Consider the following 25,248-nt stretch of genomic DNA (forward strand, 5'->3'; position numbering starts at 1 on the left):
GCTCCGTCCTTTTCCTGTTTATGAGGCCTTCGCCTGTTTTTTTGCTTCTTTATTGTTTTTCAAAAACATGTAAAGGGAAGCACCAAATATAGTGAAATAACCAGCAACACTCAGAAGGTCTGGAATCTGGCCGAACAGAAGAATGCTGATCAGGGCCGAATAAACAACCGTGGAGTAAAAGAAGATGGAAATTTCACGGGCAGGAGCGAATTTATAGGCAATCGTCAGACCAAACTGGCCGAGCGTCGCGAATGCACCGGCACCCAGCAGGTAGGCCCACTGCCTGGCTGTCATCGGTTCATAAAAAGCGATCGTGAACGGCAGCAGGGTGATCGTTGTGAAAAAAGAGAAGTAGAACACGATGGTGTAGAATTTCTCTTTATCCCCAAGGACGCGCAGCAGCGTGTAGGCTCCGGCAGCGAACACCGCAGAAAACAGGCCGGCCGCATATGGAATGAATTCAAGTGAAAATGCCGGCTTGATAATAAGGAGTGTGCCTGCAAAAGCTACGGCAATGGCGATAAGCTGGTACGGTCTCGTCCGTTCTTTTAAAAAGATGGCAGAGAAGATAATTAATAAAAACGGGCTCAGTTTATTCAGCATATCCGCATCGGACAACACAAGGTTATCAATGGCGTAAAAGTATAGAACCATCCCGATGGTACCGAGGGCGGACCTGGAAAGCAGAAGCTTTTGATTTTCCTTCTTTCCGAACAGGCGCTCTTTATTATAGCGAACAAATCCAAAAGCGATGACAGCGGAAACGAGGTTGCGGAACAGTGTCTTCTGCACGGTTGGAACGTCACCGGACAGCTTGACTAAGGCAGCCATCATGGAAAAACCGAACGCTGATATGAGCAGTAATACAATTCCCTTATTACGATTTGTCATGGTTGATGTTCCTCCAGTTGTTCTTAGGTTGTTCAAAAACACCTTAACCATCCTAATACAAATCAAGAGGGATGAAAAGCAGAATTACTTCAATCCTAAAAAAGAAGAGGAGGTCGTGTATAATGGAGACAGACAAAATAGAGAAGGGACGATTGGTGTGATTTGTGCTCATCCCATCATTGTTAAAACACGGACGATCCGTAATAATCAACAGCTTTATGAGGAAAGGGAGGAAAGCCTGGAATTATATGAGGATTCAGTCGTATGCCCGGATGAAACATTCCAGCTTAAGGACGTCCATGATGTGTCCTACAAAGAATTTTCCCAGGGCTCCGGATTTCTTTACCTTCATACAATGAAGGGCGTGCGGACATTTTTAGTGAATGAACATCCCCGTGCATGGATGGAAGCGTTCAGGACAAACGTATGACGAACAGCAGAATACCGTTTGATCTGACTCCGTCGGATGATCATGGGATTCAGGTAACCGCAGAAGGGAGACGCCTCTATCTCCGTGAGGTTCTCCCGGAAGACTGGGAGGAATTCCATCCCTACGCTTCAGATCCGGATACCGTTAAATACCAGCCCTGGGGGCCGCATACAGAAACAGAAAGCAGATTTTTTGTCCGTCAGGTGCTGATTGATGCCAGGCAGAAACACCGCTCGCGGTATGTATTTGCGGTTGTGGAGAAAGGCGCCGATCAGGTGATCGGAAATATAGAGTTGAATATCAAGGACTGGGATGGCGTCGGTGAAATCGGCTTTATCATCCACCATCATTACTGGGGGCGGGGATACGCGACAGAAGCCTGCCGTCTGATGCTGGCGTACAGTTTTGACGTGTGTGGTCTCCATCGCGTCACAGCACTGAGCAGTCCGGAAAACAAAGCCTCCCAGCGGGTGCTCGAGAAAATCGGAATGGTTAAAGAGGGAACACTGAGGGAGGATATTTTCGTGAAAGGCGCTTGGAGGGATTCGGCCGTCTATGCGGTTCTCCGGAGGGAGTGGAAAAAAAGAAAAAGCAGGCATTGATTTTCATCAATGCCTGCTTTTCACTTGGCAGTGGCTTCTTCTATTTAATGATTGGATAGGGAAGCATCCGCTTTATGATGGACCGCCAGCTTTTTGACAAGCTGGGAGCTGTCTTTATTGAGCCCGGCGATTTCTACTTCTTTGTCCTGCTCTCTGAACTTCAGGACAAGTTTATCAATCGCAGCTACGGCTGAGTCATCCCACACATGGGCATCAGTGAAATCAATCCGGACCGTATCGGCTTTCACATTAAAGTCGAAATGCTTAAGCAGGCTGTCTGTTGAAGCGAAGAAGACTTGTCCGGATACGTGATAAACAATCCTGCTTGTTGTTTCCTCCACCTGTTCTTCGACGTGGACTTTGGAAATCTTGGACACAAAGAAGATCGCACTCAGGATGACACCAGCCAGGACGCCTTTGGAAAGGTCATGGGTGTAAACAACGGTTCCAACGGTTACTACCATCACGACCGTGTCTGTGATCGGTGTTTTATGCAGTCTCGTCAAGGCACTCCAGTCGAAGGTTCCCACGGACACCATGATCATAATACCGACAAGCACAGCCATTGGAATCTGCACAAGAAGGTCATTAAAGGCAATAATCAATGTCATCATGAAGACACCGGCCACCAGTGTGGATAATCGTCCGCGTCCTCCTGAGGAAACATTGATGACCGATTGTCCAATCATCGCACATCCGGCCATTCCGCCGAACAGACCGGAAACCACGTTGGCCATGCCCTGTCCGCGGGCTTCTTTGTTCTTATCACTTACGGTATCTGTCATATCATCGACAATCTGAGCCGTAAGCAGTGACTCAAGTAGTCCTACAAAGGCGAGAGCAAGCGATATCGGGAAAATGATCTGCAGCGTTTCAAAGTTTACTGGAATATCAGGTACAAGGAAGATGGGAAGAGTACTTGATAGTTCTCCCATATCTCCAACGGTCTTAAAGCCGGCTCCTGTTGTTACGGCAATAATCGTCATGACGACGATGGCGACAAGCGGAGATGGGACAGCTTTTGTAAACCTTGGCAGTAGATAAATGATAGCAAGAGACCCTGCAACCATGGCGTACATAGCAAGACCTGCGCCCTCAAAGTGAATCAGCTGGGACGAGAAAATCAAGATGGCCAGGGCGTTTACGAAACCGATCATCACCGATCTCGGGATGAATTTCATGAACTGTCCGATTCTTAAGGCACCAAGAATAAACTGCAGGATACCTGTCAGAATAGTGGCGGCCAGCAGGTATTCAAGTCCGTGATCCTTCACAAGCGTCACCATAAGCACAGCCATCGCTCCTGTTGCGGCCGAAACCATTCCAGGCCGTCCCCCTACAAAAGCAATGACAACAGCGATACAGAAGGAAGCGTACAATCCTACCATGGGGTCGACTCCAGCGATGATAGAGAAAGCGATCGCTTCAGGAACAAGGGCCATGGCGACGACCATACCTGAAAGCACATCGTTTTTTACGTTTCCAAACCATTGTTGTTTTAATGTTTGTGTGTTCAATTGCGCACCTCTCTCTTAAATTTTGTCTGTATTACCCTTGGCAATACGTAATTCCGGCAAGAACGTTCAGATTATATCACCTATCGAAGGAATTACATAACCCCATGTAAGCGCATAAATAAACTTTTTTCTCTTTTATTCTTCAAATATCTCTATGAAACTCTTATTTGTCTGTAGGCGGAATTTTTTCTGGATGGAGGGTTCCAATATGTGGGAGATGGTGCGTGTCTTCAATTATTTACATGGGCTTCACAATCCATGGTAAAATGATGAAAAAGAAGGGGGGAGCGGTCATGTATAAACACATATTGATCGCGGCCGATGGGTCCGATCATTCCATACGTACAGCAGAACGAGCGGCAGAGCTTGCCGGGCTCCAGATGGGGGCAAAGATCACCATCATTTATGTGGTCGATGTCGACCAGTCTAAAACCGATGTCCTGACACAGGGAGACAAAACAGTGATCGATCAGAAGCGGAAAGAAAGACTGGAGCCGATCGAAGACGTCCTCCGCGGCAAAGATATCTCTTATGAAATTGTCATCCGTCATGGAGAACCCGGGCCAACCATCGTTCATTACGCCAATGATCATGCCTTTGATATCGTCATTATCGGCAGCCGGGGATTGAATGCTCTCCAGGAAATGGTTCTTGGCAGTGTCAGTCATAAGGTGGCTAAACGGGCCAAATGCCCCGTTATGATTGTGAAATAAAAACAGGCAGAAGAGGCAATCTCTTCTGCCTGTTTTTTTACAGCAGGTTGTGGTAGCGTCGTTCCGTTAACTTCTTCATGGCCGTCTGCATAAGAAATGCCAGCAGCAGAAAGATGATGAATAAAGCACCTGTTACCGGCCAGAGCCCCTGCAGACTGTTGATATTCCAGACAATCACTATAATCACGCCAAAGACAAGGGCTTCAATGGCGAGGGGAACAATTCCGATGAAACGACCCTTGAATACTTCACGCTCATCTGTCCAGTCCAGTTTCGGGCTGTATAGATCCACCATCACGCCGGCAGCAGAAGCAATCCAGCTTATGAGGAGGGACAGGATGAACCATGCTGTCCAGATGAACAGAGGGATTTTTATGACCCATAAAGCGGCTGCGCTCAAAATAACCAAGGAGATGGCATTCAGCAGATAGGCCGTCAGCATTTTACTCGTGATTACCTTTGACGGTGGAATAGGCAGATACAGATGATTGAACCAGCTTTTCCCATCCCTTGAAATCGAAGAGATGGAAGCAGGGTTCGATCCAAAAACAACGACCGAAAGCCCGACAGAGGCCAGAATGACGAATTTTCCGTTCATTCCGGCCAGCTGAGTGCCGGCTCCCCCAAGCGGTCCATCCATTTCCATGATGATCAGCACAATGGCTAGTACAGGCAGAATCAAACTTTGCACAAAGACTTGGGTGAAGAAGGTGGGGGTACGTAAAATCAACAGGACTTCTTTTTTGAACAGACTGTAGATCAGAGGCTTTTTCTTCACATAAGCTTCGACTGTATCCTCAGTAAACGTGTTCCTTTTTCCACCGGATAAACCGAGTACGCCTTTGAAATAAAGCTTCTGGCCGATAGTAAAGAAGAGAGCAATCCCTCCTGCGGATAGTGCGGTCATCAATACGAGAAAAAGGATACCCTGTATGGACGCAGGGGCGGCGAGGGCTGAACTGCTTATATAAGCAGTAGGGAAGAACTTCGTCACTAATCCGAGCAGGTCTCCCTGTTCAGCCGCCAATTGATACATATTCTGGCTGCCGCCCTCCAGACGGATCACAACATTGATTCCGATAACGAATCCAAAACCAAGAAGTCCAGCAATGACTTTGCTTCGGTCCTTGTTTTTCGAGATATTGACAAAACGCATCATGAACATGATGGCAATGGCAGTCAAAACAAAGGGAAGCACCGGAAGCAGAAGCCAGACAAGGAAGGCGGAGCTGTAATAAAGCAGTCCCGCACCGCTGTGAAGACCGTAAAACGCAAGCCCGGGGAGCAGAATGACCGCATTCACCCCGTAAAGGGACAGAAATGGAACGGCTGCTTTTCCGGCTGCTATTTGATAAGGGTGAAAAGGGAGCGGTACAAACGATTCCACATCCTCTGCAAAATAAAAAGATGATAAAACGGTACCTATGCTGATAAAACAGTAAAAAACGGTCATTAAGACAAATAAAACCCCAAGGATGACCGCTTCATCCCCTGCCGGGCTGAAGGCCGCATACATGGCTGCGATCAGTTCGTTCAACAGTGTAAGAATCAACAGCCCGAAGGGGATCATGAGGACGGCTAAGATGAGGTAGCCTGTTTTTTCTGATGTACTGCGGTGAGCGAAAGATAACTGCATCTTCACCATCAACTTCATCAGCTTCCACGTGTTACTCATTTTGTGTCAGCTCCAAAAACAGCTTCTCAAGATTGTTGTCCTCCTGGAACTGCTGCTTCATTTCTTTCATACTTCCTCTGAATTGAACATGTCCTTTGTTGATAATAGCCACCTCGTCACATAACTGTTCAACGACTTCCAGCACATGGGTGGAGAAAAAGACGGTCTTTCCTTTGGCTGCGTGTTCCCGCATCATTTCTTTCAAAGTATAGGAAGACTTAGGATCAAGGCCGGTTAACGGCTCGTCAAGAATCCATACATCAGGATCATGCAGAAGCACACCACTGACAACGATTTTCTGACGCATGCCGTGCGAATATGTATGAATCTGATCATTCAGTGCTTCATAGATATCGAAGCTTTTCGTTAAGTATTCGATTTTCTCTTTTCGGACGTTTGCCGGTACATCAAAAACATCACCAATAAAATTCAAGTATTCCATGCCCTTTAATCGGAGAAAGATGTCTGAGCGGTCCGGAACATAGCCGAACTGATGCTTGGCTTTCATAGGGTCAGTGCTGATATCCACGCCGTTCATGGATATGGAGCCTGCATCCAGCGGCAGGATCCCCGTCATCATTTTGATCGTTGTCGACTTTCCAGCACCGTTGGGACCGAGAAAGCCGAAGATTTTCCCGTCCGGGACCGTCAAATCCAAGTCCTTGACGGCTGCTTTACCGGCGAAGTTTTTAGTTGCCTGCTTGATTTCAATCATTCCATCCCTTCCTTTTTCAGGAGCTTATGAATGGTATACGAACGGTAGCTTTTATCCGTTTCAATTTCACAGAAAAAGTTCATAATGCTCCTCATCTAAATAACCTGTGGGAAGTTTGATTGCTTGCTTCTCCACGCCCCAGCATCGAAAACCGAGCTTTCGATACAGCTCTCTTGCCGGGGTGTTTTCTGTAACAACGCTGAGGTGAAGGAGTTCGACTTCCACTGCCCGGGCATGCTGGATCAGTTCTTCCAAAAGCAGCATGGCTCCTCCAGTCCGCCTTACCTCCGGTGTGATGTACATCGCAACGATGGATGCTTTATGTCTGAACTTCGGGTGTGTTTCCCGTACCAGTGTGACTACCCCAGTCAGTTTTTCTCCTGAAAAAAGTCCGAAGGTTCTGGTGTCTTTACCCTCCAGCCGTTCTGCGGTCGTTTCGATCGGGTCCGGCTTCTGCTTTTCCTGTTCGTAGGTCGTAATAAAAGCGTCCGGATTTGTAAGCAGAGCTTCGAGTCTTAACTCATAGTAGGCTTCTGCATCTGAACGGTTCAATTCGCGCGTCTCCATAGGCTTTGCCTCCTTTTGTTGTTCCTAGCCTAGCCGAAAACTATGATAAAGTAAAGACATCAAAACCACAGGAGGGATCGTATGTCAGAGAAGGGAAAAATGGTGAGTGGTGAACTGTATCAACCCTGGGACGATGAACTGGTGATGGAAAGATCGCGCGCCAGGCAGATCACCCACGCATTGAACCAAACGAAGAATACGGAGGAGCATTACCGATCTCAGTTGATCGAAGACCTGTTTGGAACAATTGCCGGGGAGATGACCCTGGAACCGCCTTTTTACTGTGATTATGGTTACAATATTCATGTAGGAGACAGGTTCTTTGCTAATTTTAACTGTGTCTTTCTTGATATATGTCCGATTACGATCGGAGACCGTGTCCTGATTGGACCGAACGTTCAGTTGTACACCGCTCTGCACCCTATGGACAGGGAAACAAGAGCAAAGGGGCTGGAGTCCGGGCGGCCGATTGCCATCGGTGATGATGTGTGGATCGGAGGAGGATCGATTATCAATCCCGGAGTTACCATTGGAAACAATGTCGTGATTGGTTCAGGGGCGGTTGTCACCAAGGATCTCCCGGATCATGTTTTCGCCGCCGGCAGCCCTGCAAAGGTCATCAGAACAGTCTAATAAGGCTCCGGGGTAGTTTTGCCGGTATTTTTTCGTTATCATACAGAGGGATACTTGCATACGTAATAAGAAAAAAGAGAGGATTGTATCACTATGATTAAACGTAAGAGTCAAAGAGAAATTGAAAACATGCGCGAGGCCGGTAAGCTGCTGGCTGATGTCCATAAACAACTGCGCACCTTTATTAAGCCGGGTGTCACAACGATGGAAGTCGAAAAATTTGTGGAAAAATATTTAGCTGAACGCGGAGCTACCGGAGAGCAGAAGGGATATCAAGGGTACGAATTCACCACATGTGCTTCCATCAATGATGAAATCTGCCACGGGTTCCCACGCGATGAGAAGTTGAAGGAGGGCGATATCGTCACCATCGATATGGTCGTCAACTTGAATGGTTACCTTGCGGACTCTGCCTGGACACATGCCGTGGGAGAAATCAGTGAAGAAGCTCAAAAACTGATGGATGTAACGAAAACATCTCTTTATAAAGGAATCGAGCAGGCTGTACCGGGGAAACGGATCGGTGATATCGGCCACGCGATCCAAGCATATGCGGAAGGTGAAGGGTATTCGGTTGTCCGTGATTTCACCGGACACGGAATCGGCGAATCCATCCACGAGGATCCTTACATCCCTCACTTCGGTGCGGCTGGCAAAGGAGCACGTCTGAAAGAGGGAATGGTCATCACCATCGAGCCGATGATTAACATCGGAGACTGGGCAAGTCAGATGGATGAGAACAATTGGACGGCACGCACGGTTGATGGGACGTTATCCGCGCAGTATGAACATACGGTGGCTATTACAAAAGACGGCCCTGTCATCTTGACTGAACAGGAAGATGAATAAATAAAAAAGGAACAGCTGTGAGCTGTTTCTTTCAGCTTGTAGAGAAACCTCTGTTTCTTTACAAGCTTTTTTCTTTCTTTCCGCGGACGAGCGCCCGAGCTTCCTCGCAACACCCACGCTCGGCGATCTCTACTCGTTCTTCCGCAGGAGTGGAAGGGGCACCGCTCCTTGGGAAATTTTAAAGTCGAAAAAAACAAGGCTGTCGAGACTTTCTCGACAGCCTGAGGAACAGCTGTGAGCTGTTCCTTTTTTATTTTAAGCTCTGTTAAAGTCTGTTGTTGATATTTTAAACGATTACTAAATCGTTTCCGCTGGAATTAGGGGTCCGGTCTGCTATTTACTCAGAGCATGGGATGGCACGGAAAACCGTCCGCTTTCCGCGGCTCACGGTACCTCACGGAAAGGGAGTCATTCCCAAGGCCGCCTCCTACAAATCCCATGACAGAAAGGGGGTGATGATAGGAGCTCGCATGTTAAATAACAACACCAAGCAATAACAGAGCCTTATTTTAAAAACAAGACATAAAAAAAACTCCCCTCGAAAGGGGAGTTTTTTATACGTTCTTATTTTTGAACGTTAGCTGCTTGTGGTCCACGCTGACCTTCTTCAATTTCGAAAGTTACGACTTGACCTTCTTCAAGAGTTTTGAATCCTTCTTCTTGAATAGCGGAGAAGTGAACGAAGACGTCGTCTTGACCTTCTACTTCAATGAAACCGAAACCTTTTTCTGCGTTAAACCATTTTACTGTACCTTCGACCATGTACAAAAACCTCCTGCGTGGAGAAACTCCACATTGTATTACTATTCTTGCTCATTCAAGTCCATCAAGACGACATCTTGCGAAACATCTTCTCTTGCATGACACTCATCGAACAACGAATAATTAACCATAGTATAACAGATGGGCAAAAGGAATGAAAGCCCTATTACAAAAAAGTTCCTTTTTACTCCTGGGGCTGGGTCATATAGGCCTGATTCATTAATGAAAGCAGGGAACGTTCCACAAGAATATCGACTTCCTCAGGAGCGATGCGGGCCAGTTCATACAACGGCTTCCCCTGTTCGAGAAGGTGCTGGATGACAAGCCACCCTGTGTAATTGGCTTCTTTTTCAAATCCTGATGCACCGGTACCTTTGGTAAAAGAGTAGAGGGCCTCGTAATCTGTGCGGTGCAGATGGGGCTGAATGTTCATCATGACCCGGTTCGGTTCGCGGCTGCAGTTTTCTTCATCCCAGCTGAAGTAAGGATCTGATATCCCGCTTTCCTCCAGCACTTCCAATGTCGTATGGATCGCCAGCCCCTCCTGAAAGATCAGCTGCCCGAGGGTACGGGTATGGCTGGGGGCGAGTCCGGACTGGCGGCAGTGAACGACTCTGGCCAGCTCCTGAATCAAACGTGTCTGACCACCGGGCAGTTCGACAGGGAAGCAGAGAATGTATTGATGATTTTCCTGGATGATGAAAGGATCCGTTTCAAATGTTCCGACAAAAAAGAGTACGTTTACATCAACGTAGGTGGTGCTGTGCAGAATTTGTTTAATATGATCCACGTGCTCATTCATTTCCAACGGACTGATATCGAAGTATTGAATTTTATCATAGACGTGATTGTACTTGTTCCAGGCATACTCCACCATTTCCTTTGCGAGCTGCCCTTGTTGATACCCCGGCGGTGTATGAGGGAAATCATAATATTCCATCCATAATTCATGACGCTTATGAGGGGGTTCTCGATAAGCCTGGTCATAAAACGTTAAGAAACGATCCAGCATTTGTGAGCACCTTACATCATCCATGGTGATCCCTCCGAATGTTTTAGGATTGATTTAGAAATTCCAGCCGTTTATTCCAAACATCATGAGCATCTTTTCCAATCCAGATCAAATGACTGTCAGCATTGACTTCGTAGATTTCACAATCGGGTACCGTCGATTTCAACAACAGGGCGTTTGTATAAGGGACGCTGCGGTCTTTCTGTGAGTACATGCCGAGAACAGGGACATTCAGCTCATCCAGGTTCGTTACATCATGGTCAAGGTCAAGGATAAAGCCTCTGCCGGGCTGGGAGGTGGCGAGCATATCATAGATGAACCGCCGGTCATTGGCCGATAAATGATTGAGGTAATCCTCCACATCTTCGGTCGTCATATCAGCAAGAAGCTGCTTCATGACAAGGTCAGGGAAAAGTTTAAGCATAAACTTGAGGCTGCCTGTGACCATTTTTTCTGCGGGACCGAACAGCAGCATCGCCTTTTTCCGGGCCTTTCGATCCCATGCCCCCGTCAGCGCTGCTTCAAGAACAAGCCGGTCCACCCTCTCCGGGTAGCGGGAAGCTAGAGCGATTCCGCTTGGTCCTGCTGCAGACACAGCAATGACATGGACGCGTTCCAAATTTAAATAATCAAGCACCTCAACCATTGTATCTGCGAATTCATCCGGTGTTCGGCCTGTCGAGGGTTCTGTGTAGTCGTAACCAGGCCGGGAAATCGTCAGCAGTGAGAATCCTTCATATACAAGGCTGCTGTGGGATAAATCTGTATCTCTGCTGCAGTGTCCACCTTTCAACAGCAGCACAGGAGGACCTTCTCCGATATATGTAAATTCCACTATTCCGTTTGTTGAATCAAGGAGTGTCGTGGTCATGGGCTCATCCCTTTCTTTCTTTTTCCATACATTAAATATAAGCTATAATAAAAGAAAATGAAACATCAGACAATTCTGTTAATAGGGGTGGAAAAGTGAGAATCGTGTCGATATGTCCAAGCAATACTGAAATTGTCGCCTATCTGAATCAGACCCACCTGTTGGTTGGTGTCGATAATTATTCTGATTATCCGGAACAAATCAGGAAGCTTCCAAAGCTCGGCCCTGATTTATCCATAGATATACAAAAAACGGCAGAGCTGAAGCCGGACTTGGTCCTGGCTTCGCTGTCTGTACCGGGCATGGAAAAAAATATTGAAGGGCTTGAAAAAGCCGGTCTTCCTTATATCATCATCGATTCCAACAGCCTGGCAGAGATTGGGGAGGATGTCCGTCGTGTCGGCAGAGAGCTCGGGATGGGAGAGGAGGCCGATCATAGAGCGGATGAGTACCGGGATGAATTGGATCGTTTGATGGAAAAGGCTTCTCTTGCTGAGGTAAAGCCTGCGTTGTACTGGGAATGGTGGCCCAAGCCGGTTTTTACTCCGGGTGGAAAGAACTGGTTGACGGAAATCAGCCGCCTGGCCGGAGCTGAAAATGTCTTTGCAGATCAGGATACGGCCAGTTTTCAAACGGACTGGGAAGAAGTGAAGAATCGTAACCCTGACCATATCTGCATGGTATGGGTGGGGGTGAAGGAAGAAAAAATGAACCCGGATCTTCTTAGAAAACGCCCGGGATGGCTGGAGATGAAGGCTGTGAAAAACGACAGGATCCATGTCCTGGAGGAATCATTATTCTGTCGTCCAAGTCCAAGACTGCTGGAGGGGCTGGCAAAGTTGACGAATGTCCTGCAAAAAGAAAGCGACGAGCTTGGATAAGCTCGTCGTTTAGTGAAGTTTCCTTTTATGCTTAGGAACAGCCAGCTCGCGGAAATTGGACGCGAGTTCCTTGAGTTGATGGCTGAGGGCTTCCCCTGACATAGGGAGCCCGTGCCCAGTGATCGCGGTGACCGGGTTCAAGGCCGCTAATTTCTGTACGGATTTTTCAGCTTCCTCCCAATTGTGAGTAAAGTAGGCCGGGGGTCCATGAACATGCTGATGCTGAATGAAAACGGCCATGCTGGATTCTTGTTTTACAGTAATAAAGGCATCTCCAGCAAGAAGGGTGCCATCGTCCGGACGGTATAGTGCGACATGCCCCGGTGTGTGACCGGGGGTGTGGATGACCTGCCAGTCAGGGAGTGAGGGGATTTTCCCATCGTTCGGAATGGAATGGATATAGCGGCTCAAATCCGGCTGATGTGTAGGGAAGAATGGGGAAATCAAAGCAAAAAAACCTCCACCAACTGTGGCATCGCCTACAGGGTAATCCCGTTGATTGGTCACATAATCCATTTCCATTGGATGAATAAAAATGGGGACATTCCAATGGTCTGCCAGTTTTTTTGCTGAACCTACATGATCGAAATGGCCGTGGGTCAAGATGATCGCTTTAGGGGGTCTGGATCCATAGCGTTTTTCCGCAGCTGCTATGATCCTTCTGCTGTAATGGCTGATTCCACAGTCGACAAGGACCCAGTCCTCTGTCTGTTCTTTTCCTATAAAGATGACATTGACAATCAATGTACGGTAGAAGGCGACATCGTCAAGAACTTGTTCAGCTTCTGCCTGTTCCATATCTAAATGATGATCCTGTTGTTCTCCATGCTTCTCCTGGTCCACACCTGTCACCTCTTTCATATTCTCTACAGGTTAGTGTGGGAAATGATCGCACGGATTATGCAATAGAAAAAGGACGTACCCTCTGGTGGATACGTCCCTGTTTTAGGATGGCTGCTTTTCCTTCTACTATCCGTAGATGGTTCATTTTTCATCATCCAGCCAAAAAGTGGAAGTGCTTCCGATTAGTTCGCCTTATGATAAGACGGATTGGCTGCCGAAGCTATCGTTTTTCCTGTCAATCCGTACAAGATGGTAAGGATTGGGGATAACAGGCAGAAGAATGCAAATGGAAGATAATCAAGGACCGGTACACCAAGCACACCGGAAAGGAATACGCCGCACACACTCCATGGGACAAGAGGATTAATGACTGTTCCTGCATCCTCCAGTGTCCTGGACAGGTTTTTACGTGCGAGTCCCGCTTTTTCATATACATCCTGATAGGCTTCTCCTGTCAGCAGGATGGAAAGGTACTGTTCGCCAATCGCGATGTTGATACCGATCGCTGTAAATGCGGTGGAAAGCGTCGCTGACCTTGCTGATTTCAGTGAATCCTGTACTCGAGACAGTATGGCCGGGATGATTCCGGTAACGAAAAACAAACCGCCGAGAGCCAGTGCTAAAATCACGAGGGAAACCGTAAAGAGCATACTGTTCATTCCGCCCCTTGTGAGTAGTTCATTGACCACTTCCACCTCTGTGCTTCCTTCGAACCCACTGAACCATGTCTGCCACAAAGCCGTCCACGGCAGGACTTCTCTAAACCCGGCCAGAACCGTAGCCGTCAGACTGCTGACAGCCAGAGAAATGAAGGCTGGACGTTTAGTCATGGTCATGGCAACGAGGACAAGGACTGGAATCCAGGATGTCCAGTGCATTAAGCCTGATGCAGCCAGTCCGTTTTGGAAGTTATCGAGCTGTTCAACGTCCGGGTTTCTGTCCGGAGATAGGAAGATGAACAGAACGAACGTGATGATGAAGGCCGGGATTGTTGTCCACGCCATATTTTTAATGTGATCGAACAAGTCCACTTTTACAACCGTGGAAGCAAGGTTGGTTGTATCAGAGAGCGGTGACATCTTGTCTCCGAAAAATGCGCCGGAGACGACGGCTCCTGCAGTCATTGCAAGGGAGACGTCCATGGATCCGGCCACCCCCATGAAGGCCACACCGACGGTAGCAGCTGTCGTGAATGAGCTTCCGAGGGCCACACCGATGACAGCCGTAACGGCAAAAATGATGGCCAGGAACCAAGGGCCGTCCGCAATCGTAAATCCGGCGTCCATAAGGACAGGGATGGTACCCGCGGCCATCCAGCTGGATATAAGGATACCGATGACGAAGAACAGGAGTACCGCTCCCATTCCTGTCTGCGCGCCCTGAGTCATCCCGTACTGCAGGTCTTTAAAGGAGTTTTTCTTTAATAACCCATACGTAAGCATAAGGAGAATGCCTAAAAGAATCGGGATATGTGGAGCGGTCTGCAGAGAGATGATAAAATAACTGATTACTCCAATAGTCAGAACGAGCATAACTATGGATTCTACCAAGGATGGCAGGTGTTTTGGCTGTAAATGAAACATGTTTCTTCCTCCTCTAATCCATACAAAAAAGCTTCGTCCCAAAGGAAGGGACGAAGCATCGCTCCGCGGTACCACCCTTATTGGTAAAGAAACATTTCTTTACCCGCTCTTGTGGTTGTATCATTTGAACCGTACCCTGTAATTCAAAGGAAGCCGGCCCGGATTTTCACCATCCATCCGGTCTCTGCTGGCTGTCTGACTGCCTTTTACTGCGGAGTACTTGATACAAAAAATCTTCTTTGCTTAAACGCTTTTCCGTAATGAAGTAAGTTGCATTTATAATATAAGAGCACCAGTGCGATGTCAACATTTTTTCATTGAAAAATCTTTCCATCATCCTCATCGATTGGGTATAATAGTGGAAATTTCAGAAAGGAGGTGCCCCTATGGAAACCCATGCTTTCAAACACGCCCATTCCTCTTCACGGATGCATATGGTGCAGAGAGGAATCACGGCCGGCTTTCCCATTATGCTCGGATATCTGCCAGTAGCTTTGACATATGGGGTGCTCGCTGGACAATCCGGCATGACGAATTTGGAATTGACATTGATGAGCGTGCTCGTGTTTGCTGGAGCTGCCCAGTTTCTTGCTGTTGGAATGGTGGCTGCCGGGACAGGGTTCGTTGAAATTGTTACGGCTGTGTTTGTTTTGAATTTCCGCCATTTCGTGATGGGGCTTTCCTTCGTGAACCGGCTGAAAACGATGGCTCTTCGCGCCAAGATCCCGTTAACGCTCGGGCTGACAGATGAAACGTTTGCGGTTTCGACCCTCTACAAAAAGGAAGTTGCGGAACCTAATGGCGCTTATTTTTATGCTTCCCTTATGCTGACTGCCTACGCTTCCTGGGTGGGAGGGTCCTTCTTGGGAGGGGTGCTTGGTGATGTGATTCCTGCAAGGCTGAGTGACAGCATGGGTGTCGCTCTTTATGCGATGTTCATCGGACTCTTAATTCCTTCTGTGAAAAGAAATGGGCGGATTGCCATAATCGCTGTGACCGCTCTCCTCATTAATTATCTTTGTCAAAGGATGGGGATGAATCAAGGATGGGCCATTGTTGCCGGCACGCTTGTAGGTGGTCTGAGCGGGATTTGGATTCTAGGAGAGGAGGAGGAATCATGATCATCTGGATGATTATTGGGATGGCCGTCGTTACAGCTGTTCCCAGATTTCTGCCTGCGTTCATTGTGGATGTTGCTGCTTTTCCACGCTGGGTGGATCGATGGTTGAACGCTATTCCGTACGCCGCTTTAGGAGCGCTCATTTTTCCAGGCATCCTGACAGTGAAACCAGATGCACCGCAGGTAGGGGTTGCTGCGGGTCTTGCTGCTGTGCTGCTGGCCTGGCTGAATATACATATCATCTTTGTAGTTTTGGGATCCATCGGGACTGTTTTTCTATTAACAGTATAAGCACACCCGCCCAGTGGATGCATATCGTATAGGGATACTTCCGAGAAAGGAATTGATCGTTATGCATCGACAATTTGGCTTTCCTTTTGGGCAGATCTTCGGATTTCCTGGAGGAGGACCTGGTGGTCAGCCTCCCCAAGGGCCTCCACCTGGAGGGCCCGGTGGTGGACCAGGCGGACCGGGTGGACCAGGCGGACCAGGAGGGCCTGGAGGGCCCGGAGGACCCGGTGGCGGACCGGGCGGACCGGGAGGCCCCGGCGGAATGCTGCCGCCTCCACCTCCAGCACCTCCATCCGGAGGACAGGGAGCGGAGTTGTATGCCGTTGATCCCGGCTCCCTGTATGGATGTTTGTACCGTTATACATGGATCCGTCTTGTCAATGGAAGGTCGTTCTGGTTTTATCCAACCTACATTGGAAGAACATCTGTAGCGGGTTACCGCTGGCGCCCCGGTCAGCAGCGGTGGGTTTATTCGGGATTCGATACACGCAGGATCTCCAGTTTTTCCTGTCGATAATTGTGAACAAAGAGATGATGCCGTACGTTGCATCATCTTTTTGTTACAATAAAGAAAATATATAAGAAGAAGGTGAACGGAATGCCTCACGTCAGGGAAGCGCGTTTTGAAGATGCCGCGACGATAGCGGACATTCATGTGAAGAGCTGGAAATCCACATATAAGGATCTGATTGATGAAAGGGATATTAGTAATACAACACTTGAGCATAGAATCACATTATGGGAAACCATTCTGCGAAAACCTTTGAATGGTCAGATTGCCTTCGTCATCGAAAATGATGAAGGACAAGTGGTAGGTTTCGTTTCCGGAGGGAAAGAGCGGACGAAGAACTATGGGTATGATGGAGAAATCTATGCCATCTATCTCCTGGATGAGTATCAGGGGAAAGGCTATGGGAAAATACTGCTGCAGACTTTTGTACGCGGAATGGGGGAGGCTGGTTATCAATCGCTTCTTGTCTGGGTGTTGACCCGGAATCCGTCCAGTCAGTTTTACATAAAATATGGAGCGGACCCCGTAGAAGCAGAAAAAGTGACGATTGGTCAAGGTACCTATGAGGAAACGGCGTATGGATGGAAAGATCTCCATACACTGGAAGAAGCGCTGACGGTATAGCAAAAGCTCCCGCTTGGGAATGACAAGCGGGAGCTTTTATTCTTCGAAAGGTTCAATGTGGATATGGGCATACCGGATATCATTCTCTTTTTTTAAGAGGGCTTCTACTTCATCCGTAATTTCGTGTCCCTGCTGGATCGTAATGTGAGGGTCTACGTGAATGGTTGCTTCAACAAGCGTCTGACTGCCCTGTAATCTTGCCTTCACATCTTTAACGGCCCAGACATCCGGATGGCCGGAAATCGTTGTACGAATATGTTCAATCTGCCCTTCCTCATAACCATCGGTCAAACTGTGGGTGGCTTCCTTGAAGATGTCCCAGGCTGTCTTGCAGATGATCAAACCGACGATGAAACCTGCCAGCGGATCGAGCCAGAAGAGACCGAACTGGGACCCGAAAATACCAATGCAGGCTCCGATACTGACCAGCGCGTCGGATCGGTTGTCCTGTGCGGCCGCATAAAGGGAGGGGCTGTTCACTTTTTGTGAGAGATTTAAGTTATAGCGGTAGACGCCGAACATGACTCCGGCAGCTCCCAGAGCGGTCCAGGCAGTCAAAAGCGATGGCTGGCTTGTTTCCTGATGAATGAGGTCCTGCACGGTTCCTATAATGACTTCGATTCCGACAGTCATCATAATGAAGGCGGCAATCAAAGAGGCAATCGTCTCTGCACGGAAATGTCCATAGTGATGGTCCTCATCAGGGGGCTTGCGGGATATTTTCAGTCCGACGAGTACAGCGATGGAGGCGACCACATCCGTCGTATTATTCAAGCCGTCCGCCCGTAAAGCTTCAGACTCTCCGGTATAGGCGACCAGCAGCTTGACAGAGGCCAGAACAAGGTAGGCAATGATACTGACCCAGGCTCCCCGTTCCCCTCTCTTTAAATTTTCGTATTCACTCATCCGCCTGACACCTCCATCCTCGGTTTTTACAGCATGTTTTAGCTTACCAAAACGGTCATTAGTGAGTCCAGAGAAAAAAAGCTTCCCTCACGCATGTACATTGCCTGAGGTCAAATTCAGCATCATCTCGATTTGGAGATTCTTTAGTTTTAAATAAATATAAGGGGGGAATAGCAACAGTGAAAATCATAAAATTCGAAATTCATTAAAGGAGAGATAAAAAATGGCTCAGGTAAAACTTGCGATTATTTATTACAGCTCTACAGGAACGAACTACAAAATGGCCAAGTGGGCGGAAGAGGAAGCACAGAAAACAAATGCAGAAGTGAAACTCATCCGTGTTCCTGAACTTGCTCCGATGGAAGCTATAGAACAGAATCCGGCATGGAAGGATCACTACTTAGCTACTAAAGATGTTGTACCTGAAGCTACGGTTGATGATCTGGACTGGGCAGATGCCGTTATTTTCAGCATGCCGACCCGCTTTGGAAATGTGCCGGCGCAGATTAAACAGTTTATGGACCAGGCCGGCGGCTTATGGTTCCAGGGGAAGCTTGTAAACAAAGTCATCAGTGCAATGACATCTGCACAGAACCCTCATGGCGGTCAGGAATCCACTCTTCTCAACTTTTACACAACGATGTTCCACTGGGGGTCCATTATTGCCACTCCAGGATACACCAATGATGCGGTGTTTGGAGCAGGAGGGAATCCATACGGAACGAGTGTCAGTGTAGACGGGGAAGGTCATATGAAAGAAGATGTGGAAGCAGCTGTCCGCCACCAGGTCAACCGGACTCTTGAAATTGCAGGTAAATTTGCAGAATAAGGAAAAGGAGAGGGCGCAGACGTTAAGCTGCGTCCTTTTTTTATATATACGGACGCGGGATATGGAAAGTTCAAAAAAATATCAGGCGGCTGCATGTGCTGTCACCCTAGTAAACAAGCGGTTCAGCAGGTTTATGTAAGTAGAAATCGGGGAATGATATAACTAAATATTCAGAAAACTTGTTGCGTTCTTCTAGTAAATCCTGCATAATGAAAAAAAGCATGAAGGGGGTAATCTCATGAGAAAGCAAAAGATCAATTATGTTATTCGTCGGAACCCCGGTTACAAAGGGAAAGAGATTACGGCAAAGAGAGAACTGTCTTTTGGAATAAAACTAGCCTCGCGTCTGCTTTTGGATCACCTCAGCTATCAATTCAATAAGGATCGTTTAGATAGAGAAATCAACCAGGCTATCGACAGCGGCGACCGGGAAGCGTTCGACCGGCTCAGCCTGCAGTATCAGCCGTTTACATGGGAATAAAGCACAGCCGCTGGAGTGACAGCGGCTTTTTTATATGGCCTTTTATAGACCCGTTATTAGGTAGAGATGTGGATATACAACTTCTTCCTGACAATGTTATAGTTGTTACAGCATCTTTGAAAGTAGGAAGGGAATTAGTGTGAAAAAAATACTTACCATGGCCTTGATAGGGGCCGCATTAACCGGGTGTTCCAACAATCCTCTCAGTTCGGATGACCATCAGGCAGAGGAAGCACCTGCCTCATCCACTGCCCAGCAGGAGGAGAAAGAAAGTACACCAGCATCAGGAGAGGCGTCTCAAAATGAGGATACCGCTTTGTCCAATGGAATGATAGAAGTCGGTGATCCTGAAAGTGTTGAAGTCGTCGTCAATAAACAGCGGAAACTCCCAGACGGCTATGCCCCTCCGGATTTAACCGTACCGGATGTGCCGTTTTCCTTTGAGGAAGACCATCCGAAAAAACAGTTAAGGCAGGAGGCGGCTGATGCGCTGGAGGAGCTTTTTGAAGGCGCAGATCAAGCAGGGCTTGAACTTGTAGCCGCGTCAGGATATCGTTCGTATGAACGTCAGAAAGAAATTTATGAACGGAACGTAGAAGTGTATGGAAAAGAAGAAACCGATACGTTTTCTGCGAGTCCGGGAACAAGTGAACACCAGACAGGTCTGGCGATGGATGTGACTTCGGCAGAAATGGCGTTTAAACTGACCCAGGCTTTCGGTGATACCCCGGAAGGTGAATGGGTGGCGGACCATGCTTATGAATATGGGTTTGTCGTCCGTTATCAGGAGGGAAACAATGACATTACCGGTTATAAATATGAACCGTGGCACCTTCGCTATGTTGGTAAAGAAGCAGCGGCAGAGGTTCATGAACAGCAGGTGACCTTAGAGGAATTCTTCGGTTACGAGCCGGTCAGTGAGACTGAATAATAAAAAGCCGTTTCCCGATGGGAAACGGCTTCTTTTTTTTAATAGCAGATGCCGACGCGCTTTTGTGAAAACTGGTCGTTTATAAGCGTCTGGTAGGCGAAGACGGCCGTATCGCCGGTGGTCACTTTTTTACCATCCTCCGGAAGCCTGTCCAGTTCAAAGCGGACGCCGCCTTGAACGTCTCCTTCTGGAAGGTAGGTCGGACAGACAATCGTCCAATCGAGTGTGGTTTTCTGTAAATGCTGGTAAACCCCGGCATGTTCTTCTGCCGCGAACGTTTTACTCCGTTTGGATTCCGAACTTTCAAACCTGTATTTTCCATCCTCGTAGCGGCTGTCGAGGATTCCCGCGGTCCCGATCGTTACCACCCTTTTCAAACTTTGACGCTCCATTTCATCCGTAAGAAGCGGGACGGCTGTTGTGAGGGTATCGGACTTATCTGTACTTAATCCACAAAACACGACTTCACAGTCTGTCAGCGTCTTTCTGATATCTTCCTGATTCCTTGCATCCCCTTGGACAAGTTCTGCCCCTTCCAGCATTTCCTCTGCTTTATGAATGTTCCTGACCAACGCTTTTATTTCATGGCCCCTGCTTAGGGCATAGCGGATGAAATGGGTACTGACACGGCCTGTTCCACCGATTACAGCTATTTTCATATGAATCACCTCAAATATTTGTAAATTTTTCTATCAAGAAACCTTTCCGATCTTTTCTTCTGCTATTCTTAGGACTAAAGATAGTGCTGGGGGGATGGCTATGACGAAAAAGTCTGTGCGCAGCTGGATTTTATATGATTTTGGGAACTCAGCGTTTGCCACCACCATTATGGCTGCTGTGCTGCCTGTGTTCTATTATGATGTGGCAGCGAAAGGAGTACCATCGTCGCTTGCGGCGAGTTATTGGGGATATTCCCAGTCAGCCGCTGTTTTAATCGTTGCGCTGCTCGCCCCCATTCTCGGTGCCGTGAGTGATTATTCCGCTTCCAAGAAACGTTTTCTTATGTTCTTCGCTTTCATGGGGATCCTTGCTTCTATTCTGCTGGCATTTGTCGGCGAGGGGGATTATGTATGGGCCTCTCTGCTTCTGATTGCAGGTACCGTCGGTTTTTCCGGCGCCAACGTATTTTACGATGCTTTTCTGCCTGAAGTTGCGGGGGAGGAGGAGATCGACCAAGTCTCAGCTGCTGGTTTTATGCTCGGTTACGTAGGGGGCGGCATTCTCCTTGCTGTCAATCTTCTTATGATTATGAAGTATGACTGGTTCGGTCTTCCGAACAGCACTACGGCCGTGCAGCTGTCCTTCGTTTCTGTCGGGATATGGTGGCTGATCTTTTCCATTCCCCTGCTTCGTCATATTAAAGAGGAGAAAAGGAAAACCAGTGTGAGGCAGCGCTCCTACCTATCCATCGGATTCCGTCGTGTTTTACAGACAGCAGGGGAGCTTCGGTCTTATAAGCCGCTCCTATTATTCCTGGCCGCTTTCTGGCTGTACAATGATGGTATTTCTACCATTATTAAAATGGCCGCCATCTATGGCCGGGATGTCGGAATTGACAGCAACTCGCTCATTACAGCTCTTTTGATTACTCAGTTTGTCGGCATTCCCTGTACATTTTTATTCGGGCGGCTGGCACGAAGAATCACAGCTAAACGAGCCCTGCTGATCACGCTTTTTATCTACCTTTTTATCGTAGCTCTCGGTTATTTCATGACGACAGTGTTTCACTTTTACATCCTTGCGGTCTGCGTCGGAGTCGTTCAGGGAGGGGCGCAGGCATTGAGCCGGTCGATATATGGACGGATGGTCCCGGAAGGTCGCGAGGCAGAATTTTTTGGATTTTACGGCATTTCTTCTAAGTTCGCTGCTGTTTTTGGTCCCTTTGCCTTTGCGTTGATCGGTCAGTTGACCGGTTCCAGCCGTCTCGGAATTCTATCGCTGGTCGGATTTTTCACAGCGGGCATTCTCCTTCTCTGGTTTGTTGATGTGGAAAAAGGTGCTGATCAGGCCTCGTCTGGAAGTGGTGAACCTGTCGAACGTTAAACGACCCTAAAGGAGGGGGCGGCTGTATTGGTTGGCGCGGTTCTCGGACAAAGGTCTTCCTGTGTCATAGGAAATGTCCCCTATCTTTTTCTTCAGCTGTTTGAAAGTCTCTGTCTGCTGGTGTTCCCAGTAGTGGAAAACTAATGAAAGAACCGTAACAGCTTCGCTCAGCGCTGCTTCGTAAAGATCAATAAACGACTCTGTATGGACAGCGGATGTAGCGGAATGCTGCCATGGGCGGCGGTTTTCATTCATATAATCGATGTCGTCAATAATGGGACTGTGAGAATAGGAGGAGACAAAAGACGACAGCCATTTGTTTTTCCACTGCCACCTGTCTCGCAGCAGTTTCTGCGCAGCCGTCATATGGCGGTAGGACTGCCTGATCAGGGATCGTGGATAGTGAGAGGCTTCGGCCGGGAATTGTCTGGCAAGGAGGGGGTGCATGAAGCTGGTCAGTTGTTCCTCCAAGGTTGAAGATAAACGGATGTGTTTGTGAACGGCTGTTTTCCATGGATCTTTCTTTCGGAAACGCTTCATCAAGAGAGTGTCGATGATCACTTCCAATTCCTGATGCTTCGCTCCCTCATAACCGGCATGGAAATGGATGAAGGGATGGGTCGTCCGGTCAAGCATGTGATGGCTGATAAAACCTGTCATATAGGCCTGCATTGGAGCTTTTTCCTTTGCTCCCGCCTCGATCATATCCATGAGAAAAGGGCCGCATCGAGATGTGTGCAGAAGGGTGCCCAGAGCGGTCCCTTTTTTGGACGAACAAAAGGGCGGGAAGTTATGATAAAAGAAAGGATCCGGTCCCTGGGCGCCCATATGCAGACTGTTCGGTGCTGCATGGATCAGGGGGTGGCAGAGAATCCTTTCGCAAAGTTCATCAATAAATAGAATGTGAGTCCAAATGTTCGGCATGGTCGTTACCTCCTGTTTTAAAGCAAAAAAAAGAGCCGTTCCAAGGCTCTTTTCACCACTTTATACCCACTTGAGAAGTCAAGCGTGGTTTGGTTAACCGGTGCTTGACAGCATAAGTATAGACGATTATCTGAAAAATGTAAATAATCTGAAATGAAAACGCGGAAAATTGTCAAAAACACCCGTCATTCAGGTGATTGTTCAAAAGATTCTTGATACAATGAAAAAGCATAGAAAGAACTGAAAAGGGAGGATTTTTCATGGATTACCGCGTGGAGAAAGATACGATTGGTGAAATACATGTGCCAAGTGAAAAATATTGGGGGGCACAAACGCAGCGAAGTAAAGAGAATTTCCCGATCGGTGATGAAAAAATGCCGAAGGAAGTCATCGAAGGCTTTGCCATCTTGAAGAAGAGCGCAGCGAAAGCCAATGCTGCTCTTGGACTTTTAGAAGAGGAAAAGGCGGAAGCGGTAGGCTATGCTGCGGACCAAATCATTGCAGGTGAGCTGGATGAACATTTTCCGTTAGTGGTCTGGCAGACCGGCAGCGGCACGCAGTCGAATATGAATGTGAACGAAGTTATCGCCTACGTGGGCAATCAGTGGCTGGAAGAGAAGGGGAGTGAGACGCGTCTTCACCCGAATGACGATGTCAACAAATCACAAAGCTCAAATGATACGTATCCTACAGCGATGCATATCGCTTCCGTCCGTAAAGTGGAGGATGTTGTCCTTCCTGCCCTCACCCAGTTGAAGCACACGTTACAAGAAAAAATGGAAGCGTTTAATCATATTGTGAAAATCGGCCGAACTCATCTCCAGGATGCGACACCCCTCACGCTTGGGCAGGAAATCAGCGGCTGGCACCGCATGCTGGAAAAAACGGAGAAGATGCTGATCGAGAGCAGTGAATATGTGAAAGAACTTGCTATCGGCGGCACGGCTGTCGGGACAGGCCTGAATGCGCATGAAGATTTTTCAGAACAGGTCGTTGCTGAAATCAATGCGTTGACCGGCAAAGGGTTTGTTTCTGCACCGAATAAATTCCATGCCCTCACATCCCACGATGAACTTGTACATACGCACGGAGCTTTGAAAGCTCTGGCTGCGGATATGATGAAAATCGCCAATGATGTCCGCTGGCTTGCGAGCGGTCCGCGCTGCGGCATTGGAGAAATAACAATTCCGGCCAATGAACCTGGAAGTTCCATCATGCCTGGGAAAGTGAACCCGACTCAAAGTGAGGCGGTTACAATGGTTGCGGTTCAAGTAATGGGAAATGATGCGGCCATCGGTTTTGCTGCCAGTCAAGGGAACTTTGAATTGAATGTATTCAAACCGGTGATTGCTCATAATTTCCTTCAGTCCGCCCAGCTTCTCGCTGACAGTATGGTCTCCTTTGATGAGCGTTGTGTCAGCGGCCTTGAGCCGAATCATGAACAGATTGAAAAGTATCTGCGTGACTCCCTGATGCTGGTCACGGCCTTGAATCCTCATATCGGTTATGAGAATGCCGCGAAAATAGCAAAAACAGCATTTGAAAAAGACCAGACGTTGAAAGAAACAGCTGTGGAGCTCGGTATTTTGACCGAAGAGCAGTTCGAGGATTACGTAGATCCAAAAGCCATGACAAAACCAAACGCCAAGTAAAAGGAATCCAGCCATGTGTCTATTGTTTTTCTCCAGTAATTACCACTGTCTTTTTTGACATAAAAACAAAACCTCCGACCCATACTACGATTACACAGGACAGGAGGTGAGACACATGGCTAACAACAACAGTTCAAACGAGTTGGTTGTACCTGGTGTACAACAAGCTCTAGACCAAATGAAATACGAAATCGCTCAAGAGTTCGGCGTACAGCTTGGTCCAGATTCTACAGCACGTGCTAACGGTTCTGTAGGTGGAGAAATCACTAAGCGTCTTGTACAAATGGCTGAACAGCAGTTCGGTGGATACCAAAAATAAATACGTGTGACGAAGGAGGAAGGGTGCGCCCTTCCTCTTTATTTTTGTGAAAGAAGTGGACCAATTATGTACG

The 25,248-nt window shown here is 47.8% G+C and carries 29 protein-coding genes; 15 read left to right on the plus strand and 14 right to left on the minus strand.

Annotated features, from left to right (window positions below; genetic code table 11):
* Nucleotides 1–18: 18 nt before the first annotated feature.
* Nucleotides 19–891, minus strand: coding sequence for a DMT family transporter (locus ACXAD6_RS04110; RefSeq protein WP_474967754.1), 873 nt, complete (start codon nucleotides 889–891; stop codon nucleotides 19–21).
* Between ACXAD6_RS04110 and ACXAD6_RS04115 the strand changes: the two genes are divergently transcribed.
* Complete coding sequence (locus ACXAD6_RS04115; protein WP_474967755.1) at nucleotides 890–1,321, plus strand: hypothetical protein; 432 nt, start codon at nucleotides 890–892, stop codon at nucleotides 1,319–1,321. The genes ACXAD6_RS04110 and ACXAD6_RS04115 overlap by 2 nt on opposite strands.
* Nucleotides 1,291–1,923: a GNAT family N-acetyltransferase gene (locus tag ACXAD6_RS04120; RefSeq protein ID WP_474967756.1), complete on the plus strand. Its 633-nt coding sequence runs from the start codon at nucleotides 1,291–1,293 to the stop codon at nucleotides 1,921–1,923. Before ACXAD6_RS04115 ends, ACXAD6_RS04120 begins: the two co-directional genes overlap by 31 nt.
* Before the next feature lie 44 nt (nucleotides 1,924–1,967).
* On the opposite strand, the gene ACXAD6_RS04125 is transcribed toward ACXAD6_RS04120, so the two are convergent.
* On the minus strand, nucleotides 1,968–3,440 hold the full coding sequence (locus tag ACXAD6_RS04125; RefSeq protein ID WP_474967757.1) for a SulP family inorganic anion transporter: 1,473 nt from the start codon (nucleotides 3,438–3,440) through the stop codon (nucleotides 1,968–1,970).
* A gap of 293 nt (nucleotides 3,441–3,733) precedes the next feature.
* Here ACXAD6_RS04125 and ACXAD6_RS04130 point away from each other — a divergent pair, with 293 nt between their 5' ends.
* On the plus strand, nucleotides 3,734–4,153 hold the full coding sequence (locus tag ACXAD6_RS04130) for a universal stress protein (RefSeq protein ID WP_474967758.1): 420 nt from the start codon (nucleotides 3,734–3,736) through the stop codon (nucleotides 4,151–4,153).
* Nucleotides 4,154–4,190: 37 nt separating this feature from the next.
* Here the strand turns inward: ACXAD6_RS04130 and ACXAD6_RS04135 are convergent, their stop codons facing one another.
* The 3 genes from ACXAD6_RS04135 to ACXAD6_RS04145 all read right to left on the minus strand — a co-directional run bounded on the left by ACXAD6_RS04135 (nucleotide 4,191) and on the right by ACXAD6_RS04145 (nucleotide 7,110).
* Entirely contained in the window at nucleotides 4,191–5,828 is a 1,638-nt protein-coding gene (locus tag ACXAD6_RS04135) for a putative ABC transporter permease subunit (RefSeq protein WP_474967759.1), read from the minus strand.
* Nucleotides 5,821–6,543, minus strand: a complete 723-nt coding sequence (locus ACXAD6_RS04140) for an ABC transporter ATP-binding protein (RefSeq protein ID WP_474967760.1) — start codon at nucleotides 6,541–6,543, stop codon at nucleotides 5,821–5,823. The genes ACXAD6_RS04135 and ACXAD6_RS04140 overlap by 8 nt, the downstream gene beginning before the upstream one ends.
* Nucleotides 6,544–6,609: 66 nt before the next feature.
* Nucleotides 6,610–7,110 carry an N-acetyltransferase family protein gene (locus ACXAD6_RS04145; protein ID WP_474967761.1) on the minus strand — a complete coding sequence of 167 codons (501 nt, stop codon included), beginning with the start codon at nucleotides 7,108–7,110 and terminating at the stop codon, nucleotides 6,610–6,612.
* Nucleotides 7,111–7,191: 81 nt separating this feature from the next.
* Here ACXAD6_RS04145 and ACXAD6_RS04150 point away from each other — a divergent pair, with 81 nt between their 5' ends.
* Nucleotides 7,192–7,743, plus strand: a complete 552-nt coding sequence (locus ACXAD6_RS04150; RefSeq protein ID WP_474967762.1) for a sugar O-acetyltransferase — start codon at nucleotides 7,192–7,194, stop codon at nucleotides 7,741–7,743.
* Between the two features lie 93 nt (nucleotides 7,744–7,836).
* Nucleotides 7,837–8,592, plus strand: coding sequence for a type I methionyl aminopeptidase (gene map / locus ACXAD6_RS04155; RefSeq protein ID WP_474967763.1), 756 nt, complete (start codon nucleotides 7,837–7,839; stop codon nucleotides 8,590–8,592).
* 564 nt (nucleotides 8,593–9,156) lie between these two features.
* Here the strand turns inward: map and ACXAD6_RS04160 are convergent.
* The 3 genes from ACXAD6_RS04160 to ACXAD6_RS04170 form a co-directional block, all read right to left on the minus strand.
* Nucleotides 9,157–9,354 carry a cold-shock protein gene (locus ACXAD6_RS04160; RefSeq protein ID WP_008634702.1) on the minus strand — a complete coding sequence of 66 codons (198 nt, stop codon included), beginning with the start codon at nucleotides 9,352–9,354 and terminating at the stop codon, nucleotides 9,157–9,159.
* A 184-nt stretch (nucleotides 9,355–9,538) separates the two neighbouring features.
* Nucleotides 9,539–10,390 (minus strand): hypothetical protein, encoded by an 852-nt coding sequence (locus ACXAD6_RS04165; RefSeq protein WP_474967764.1) that lies wholly within the window; start codon nucleotides 10,388–10,390, stop codon nucleotides 9,539–9,541.
* A gap of 19 nt (nucleotides 10,391–10,409) precedes the next feature.
* Nucleotides 10,410–11,237: an alpha/beta fold hydrolase gene (locus ACXAD6_RS04170; protein WP_474967765.1), complete on the minus strand. Its 828-nt coding sequence runs from the start codon at nucleotides 11,235–11,237 to the stop codon at nucleotides 10,410–10,412.
* 95 nt (nucleotides 11,238–11,332) lie between these two features.
* On the opposite strand from ACXAD6_RS04170, the gene ACXAD6_RS04175 reads away from it, so the two are divergent.
* Nucleotides 11,333–12,118, plus strand: coding sequence for a cobalamin-binding protein (locus tag ACXAD6_RS04175; protein ID WP_474967766.1), 786 nt, complete (start codon nucleotides 11,333–11,335; stop codon nucleotides 12,116–12,118).
* Nucleotides 12,119–12,127: 9 nt separating this feature from the next.
* On the opposite strand, the gene ACXAD6_RS04180 is transcribed toward ACXAD6_RS04175, so the two are convergent.
* Both ACXAD6_RS04180 and nhaC read right to left on the minus strand, forming a co-directional pair.
* Nucleotides 12,128–12,979, minus strand: coding sequence for an MBL fold metallo-hydrolase (locus tag ACXAD6_RS04180; RefSeq protein WP_474967767.1), 852 nt, complete (start codon nucleotides 12,977–12,979; stop codon nucleotides 12,128–12,130).
* 164 nt (nucleotides 12,980–13,143) lie between these two features.
* Nucleotides 13,144–14,544 carry a Na+/H+ antiporter NhaC gene (gene nhaC, locus ACXAD6_RS04185; protein ID WP_474967768.1) on the minus strand — a complete coding sequence of 467 codons (1,401 nt, stop codon included), beginning with the start codon at nucleotides 14,542–14,544 and terminating at the stop codon, nucleotides 13,144–13,146.
* Between the two features lie 386 nt (nucleotides 14,545–14,930).
* On the opposite strand from nhaC, the gene ACXAD6_RS04190 reads away from it, so the two are divergent.
* Nucleotides 14,931–15,665, plus strand: coding sequence for an AzlC family ABC transporter permease (locus ACXAD6_RS04190; protein WP_474967769.1), 735 nt, complete (start codon nucleotides 14,931–14,933; stop codon nucleotides 15,663–15,665).
* The gene (locus ACXAD6_RS04195; protein WP_474967770.1) at nucleotides 15,662–15,955 is read left to right on the plus strand and encodes an AzlD domain-containing protein; all 294 of its coding nucleotides are present in this window, start codon (nucleotides 15,662–15,664) and stop codon (nucleotides 15,953–15,955) included. The genes ACXAD6_RS04190 and ACXAD6_RS04195 overlap by 4 nt, the downstream gene beginning before the upstream one ends.
* A gap of 59 nt (nucleotides 15,956–16,014) precedes the next feature.
* Here ACXAD6_RS04195 and ACXAD6_RS04200 read toward each other — a convergent pair whose 3' ends face one another.
* Nucleotides 16,015–16,320: a hypothetical protein gene (locus ACXAD6_RS04200; RefSeq protein WP_474967771.1), complete on the minus strand. Its 306-nt coding sequence runs from the start codon at nucleotides 16,318–16,320 to the stop codon at nucleotides 16,015–16,017.
* Nucleotides 16,321–16,553: 233 nt separating this feature from the next.
* On the opposite strand from ACXAD6_RS04200, the gene ACXAD6_RS04205 reads away from it, so the two are divergent.
* Entirely contained in the window at nucleotides 16,554–17,090 is a 537-nt protein-coding gene (locus ACXAD6_RS04205; RefSeq protein ID WP_474967772.1) for an N-acetyltransferase family protein, read from the plus strand.
* A gap of 36 nt (nucleotides 17,091–17,126) precedes the next feature.
* Here the strand turns inward: ACXAD6_RS04205 and ACXAD6_RS04210 are convergent, their stop codons facing one another.
* A complete protein-coding gene (locus ACXAD6_RS04210; RefSeq protein ID WP_474967773.1) occupies nucleotides 17,127–17,996 on the minus strand; it encodes a cation diffusion facilitator family transporter in 870 nt (289 codons plus the stop codon).
* A 223-nt stretch (nucleotides 17,997–18,219) separates the two neighbouring features.
* On the opposite strand from ACXAD6_RS04210, the gene wrbA reads away from it, so the two are divergent.
* The 3 genes from wrbA (at nucleotide 18,220) to ACXAD6_RS04225 (ending at nucleotide 20,237) form a co-directional block, all read left to right on the plus strand.
* Nucleotides 18,220–18,825 carry an NAD(P)H:quinone oxidoreductase type IV gene (wrbA, locus tag ACXAD6_RS04215; RefSeq protein WP_474967774.1) on the plus strand — a complete coding sequence of 202 codons (606 nt, stop codon included), beginning with the start codon at nucleotides 18,220–18,222 and terminating at the stop codon, nucleotides 18,823–18,825.
* Between the two features lie 238 nt (nucleotides 18,826–19,063).
* Nucleotides 19,064–19,306 carry an IDEAL domain-containing protein gene (locus ACXAD6_RS04220; RefSeq protein WP_474967775.1) on the plus strand — a complete coding sequence of 81 codons (243 nt, stop codon included), beginning with the start codon at nucleotides 19,064–19,066 and terminating at the stop codon, nucleotides 19,304–19,306.
* Nucleotides 19,307–19,445: 139 nt separating this feature from the next.
* A complete protein-coding gene (locus ACXAD6_RS04225) occupies nucleotides 19,446–20,237 on the plus strand; it encodes a M15 family metallopeptidase (protein WP_474967776.1) in 792 nt (263 codons plus the stop codon).
* A gap of 38 nt (nucleotides 20,238–20,275) precedes the next feature.
* On the opposite strand, the gene ACXAD6_RS04230 is transcribed toward ACXAD6_RS04225, so the two are convergent.
* Nucleotides 20,276–20,896: an NAD(P)-dependent oxidoreductase gene (locus tag ACXAD6_RS04230; RefSeq protein WP_474967777.1), complete on the minus strand. Its 621-nt coding sequence runs from the start codon at nucleotides 20,894–20,896 to the stop codon at nucleotides 20,276–20,278.
* A gap of 100 nt (nucleotides 20,897–20,996) precedes the next feature.
* Here ACXAD6_RS04230 and ACXAD6_RS04235 point away from each other — a divergent pair, with 100 nt between their 5' ends.
* Complete coding sequence (locus tag ACXAD6_RS04235) at nucleotides 20,997–22,280, plus strand: MFS transporter (RefSeq protein ID WP_474967778.1); 1,284 nt, start codon at nucleotides 20,997–20,999, stop codon at nucleotides 22,278–22,280.
* A gap of 6 nt (nucleotides 22,281–22,286) precedes the next feature.
* On the opposite strand, the gene ACXAD6_RS04240 is transcribed toward ACXAD6_RS04235, so the two are convergent.
* On the minus strand, nucleotides 22,287–23,204 hold the full coding sequence (locus ACXAD6_RS04240; RefSeq protein WP_474967779.1) for a zinc dependent phospholipase C family protein: 918 nt from the start codon (nucleotides 23,202–23,204) through the stop codon (nucleotides 22,287–22,289).
* 260 nt (nucleotides 23,205–23,464) lie between these two features.
* On the opposite strand from ACXAD6_RS04240, the gene fumC reads away from it, so the two are divergent.
* Together fumC and ACXAD6_RS04250 are read left to right on the plus strand one after the other, a co-directional pair.
* Nucleotides 23,465–24,856 carry a class II fumarate hydratase gene (gene fumC / locus ACXAD6_RS04245; protein ID WP_474967780.1) on the plus strand — a complete coding sequence of 464 codons (1,392 nt, stop codon included), beginning with the start codon at nucleotides 23,465–23,467 and terminating at the stop codon, nucleotides 24,854–24,856.
* 115 nt (nucleotides 24,857–24,971) lie between these two features.
* Complete coding sequence (locus ACXAD6_RS04250; protein WP_027956559.1) at nucleotides 24,972–25,175, plus strand: alpha/beta-type small acid-soluble spore protein; 204 nt, start codon at nucleotides 24,972–24,974, stop codon at nucleotides 25,173–25,175.
* Nucleotides 25,176–25,248 lie beyond the last annotated feature (73 nt).

The organism is Halobacillus sp. ABH2_015, from assembly GCF_056158945.1.

What these genes read in the sequence shown, in the direction of transcription:
- ACXAD6_RS04115 (WP_474967755.1), top strand. Translation starts at nt 890, where the DNA reads ATGGTTGATGTTCCTCCAGTTGTTCTTAGGTTGTTCAAAAACACCTTA.
- ACXAD6_RS04110 (WP_474967754.1), bottom strand. Translation starts at nt 891, where the DNA reads ATGACAAATCGTAATAAGGGAATTGTATTACTGCTCATATCAGCGTTC.
- ACXAD6_RS04120 (WP_474967756.1), top strand. Translation starts at nt 1,291, where the DNA reads ATGGATGGAAGCGTTCAGGACAAACGTATGACGAACAGCAGAATACCG.
- ACXAD6_RS04130 (WP_474967758.1), top strand. Translation starts at nt 3,734, where the DNA reads ATGTATAAACACATATTGATCGCGGCCGATGGGTCCGATCATTCCATA.
- ACXAD6_RS04135 (WP_474967759.1), bottom strand. Translation starts at nt 5,828, where the DNA reads ATGAGTAACACGTGGAAGCTGATGAAGTTGATGGTGAAGATGCAGTTA.
- ACXAD6_RS04140 (WP_474967760.1), bottom strand. Translation starts at nt 6,543, where the DNA reads ATGATTGAAATCAAGCAGGCAACTAAAAACTTCGCCGGTAAAGCAGCC.
- ACXAD6_RS04145 (WP_474967761.1), bottom strand. Translation starts at nt 7,110, where the DNA reads ATGGAGACGCGCGAATTGAACCGTTCAGATGCAGAAGCCTACTATGAG.
- ACXAD6_RS04150 (WP_474967762.1), top strand. Translation starts at nt 7,192, where the DNA reads ATGTCAGAGAAGGGAAAAATGGTGAGTGGTGAACTGTATCAACCCTGG.
- map (WP_474967763.1), top strand. Translation starts at nt 7,837, where the DNA reads ATGATTAAACGTAAGAGTCAAAGAGAAATTGAAAACATGCGCGAGGCC.
- ACXAD6_RS04160 (WP_008634702.1), bottom strand. Translation starts at nt 9,354, where the DNA reads ATGGTCGAAGGTACAGTAAAATGGTTTAACGCAGAAAAAGGTTTCGGT.
- ACXAD6_RS04165 (WP_474967764.1), bottom strand. Translation starts at nt 10,390, where the DNA reads ATGGATGATGTAAGGTGCTCACAAATGCTGGATCGTTTCTTAACGTTT.
- ACXAD6_RS04170 (WP_474967765.1), bottom strand. Translation starts at nt 11,237, where the DNA reads ATGACCACGACACTCCTTGATTCAACAAACGGAATAGTGGAATTTACA.
- ACXAD6_RS04180 (WP_474967767.1), bottom strand. Translation starts at nt 12,979, where the DNA reads ATGAAAGAGGTGACAGGTGTGGACCAGGAGAAGCATGGAGAACAACAG.
- nhaC (WP_474967768.1), bottom strand. Translation starts at nt 14,544, where the DNA reads ATGTTTCATTTACAGCCAAAACACCTGCCATCCTTGGTAGAATCCATA.
- ACXAD6_RS04190 (WP_474967769.1), top strand. Translation starts at nt 14,931, where the DNA reads ATGGAAACCCATGCTTTCAAACACGCCCATTCCTCTTCACGGATGCAT.
- ACXAD6_RS04195 (WP_474967770.1), top strand. Translation starts at nt 15,662, where the DNA reads ATGATCATCTGGATGATTATTGGGATGGCCGTCGTTACAGCTGTTCCC.
- ACXAD6_RS04200 (WP_474967771.1), bottom strand. Translation starts at nt 16,320, where the DNA reads ATGTATAACGGTACAAACATCCATACAGGGAGCCGGGATCAACGGCAT.
- ACXAD6_RS04205 (WP_474967772.1), top strand. Translation starts at nt 16,554, where the DNA reads ATGCCTCACGTCAGGGAAGCGCGTTTTGAAGATGCCGCGACGATAGCG.
- ACXAD6_RS04210 (WP_474967773.1), bottom strand. Translation starts at nt 17,996, where the DNA reads ATGAGTGAATACGAAAATTTAAAGAGAGGGGAACGGGGAGCCTGGGTC.
- wrbA (WP_474967774.1), top strand. Translation starts at nt 18,220, where the DNA reads ATGGCTCAGGTAAAACTTGCGATTATTTATTACAGCTCTACAGGAACG.
- ACXAD6_RS04220 (WP_474967775.1), top strand. Translation starts at nt 19,064, where the DNA reads ATGAGAAAGCAAAAGATCAATTATGTTATTCGTCGGAACCCCGGTTAC.
- ACXAD6_RS04230 (WP_474967777.1), bottom strand. Translation starts at nt 20,896, where the DNA reads ATGAAAATAGCTGTAATCGGTGGAACAGGCCGTGTCAGTACCCATTTC.
- ACXAD6_RS04235 (WP_474967778.1), top strand. Translation starts at nt 20,997, where the DNA reads ATGACGAAAAAGTCTGTGCGCAGCTGGATTTTATATGATTTTGGGAAC.
- ACXAD6_RS04240 (WP_474967779.1), bottom strand. Translation starts at nt 23,204, where the DNA reads ATGCCGAACATTTGGACTCACATTCTATTTATTGATGAACTTTGCGAA.
- fumC (WP_474967780.1), top strand. Translation starts at nt 23,465, where the DNA reads ATGGATTACCGCGTGGAGAAAGATACGATTGGTGAAATACATGTGCCA.
- ACXAD6_RS04250 (WP_027956559.1), top strand. Translation starts at nt 24,972, where the DNA reads ATGGCTAACAACAACAGTTCAAACGAGTTGGTTGTACCTGGTGTACAA.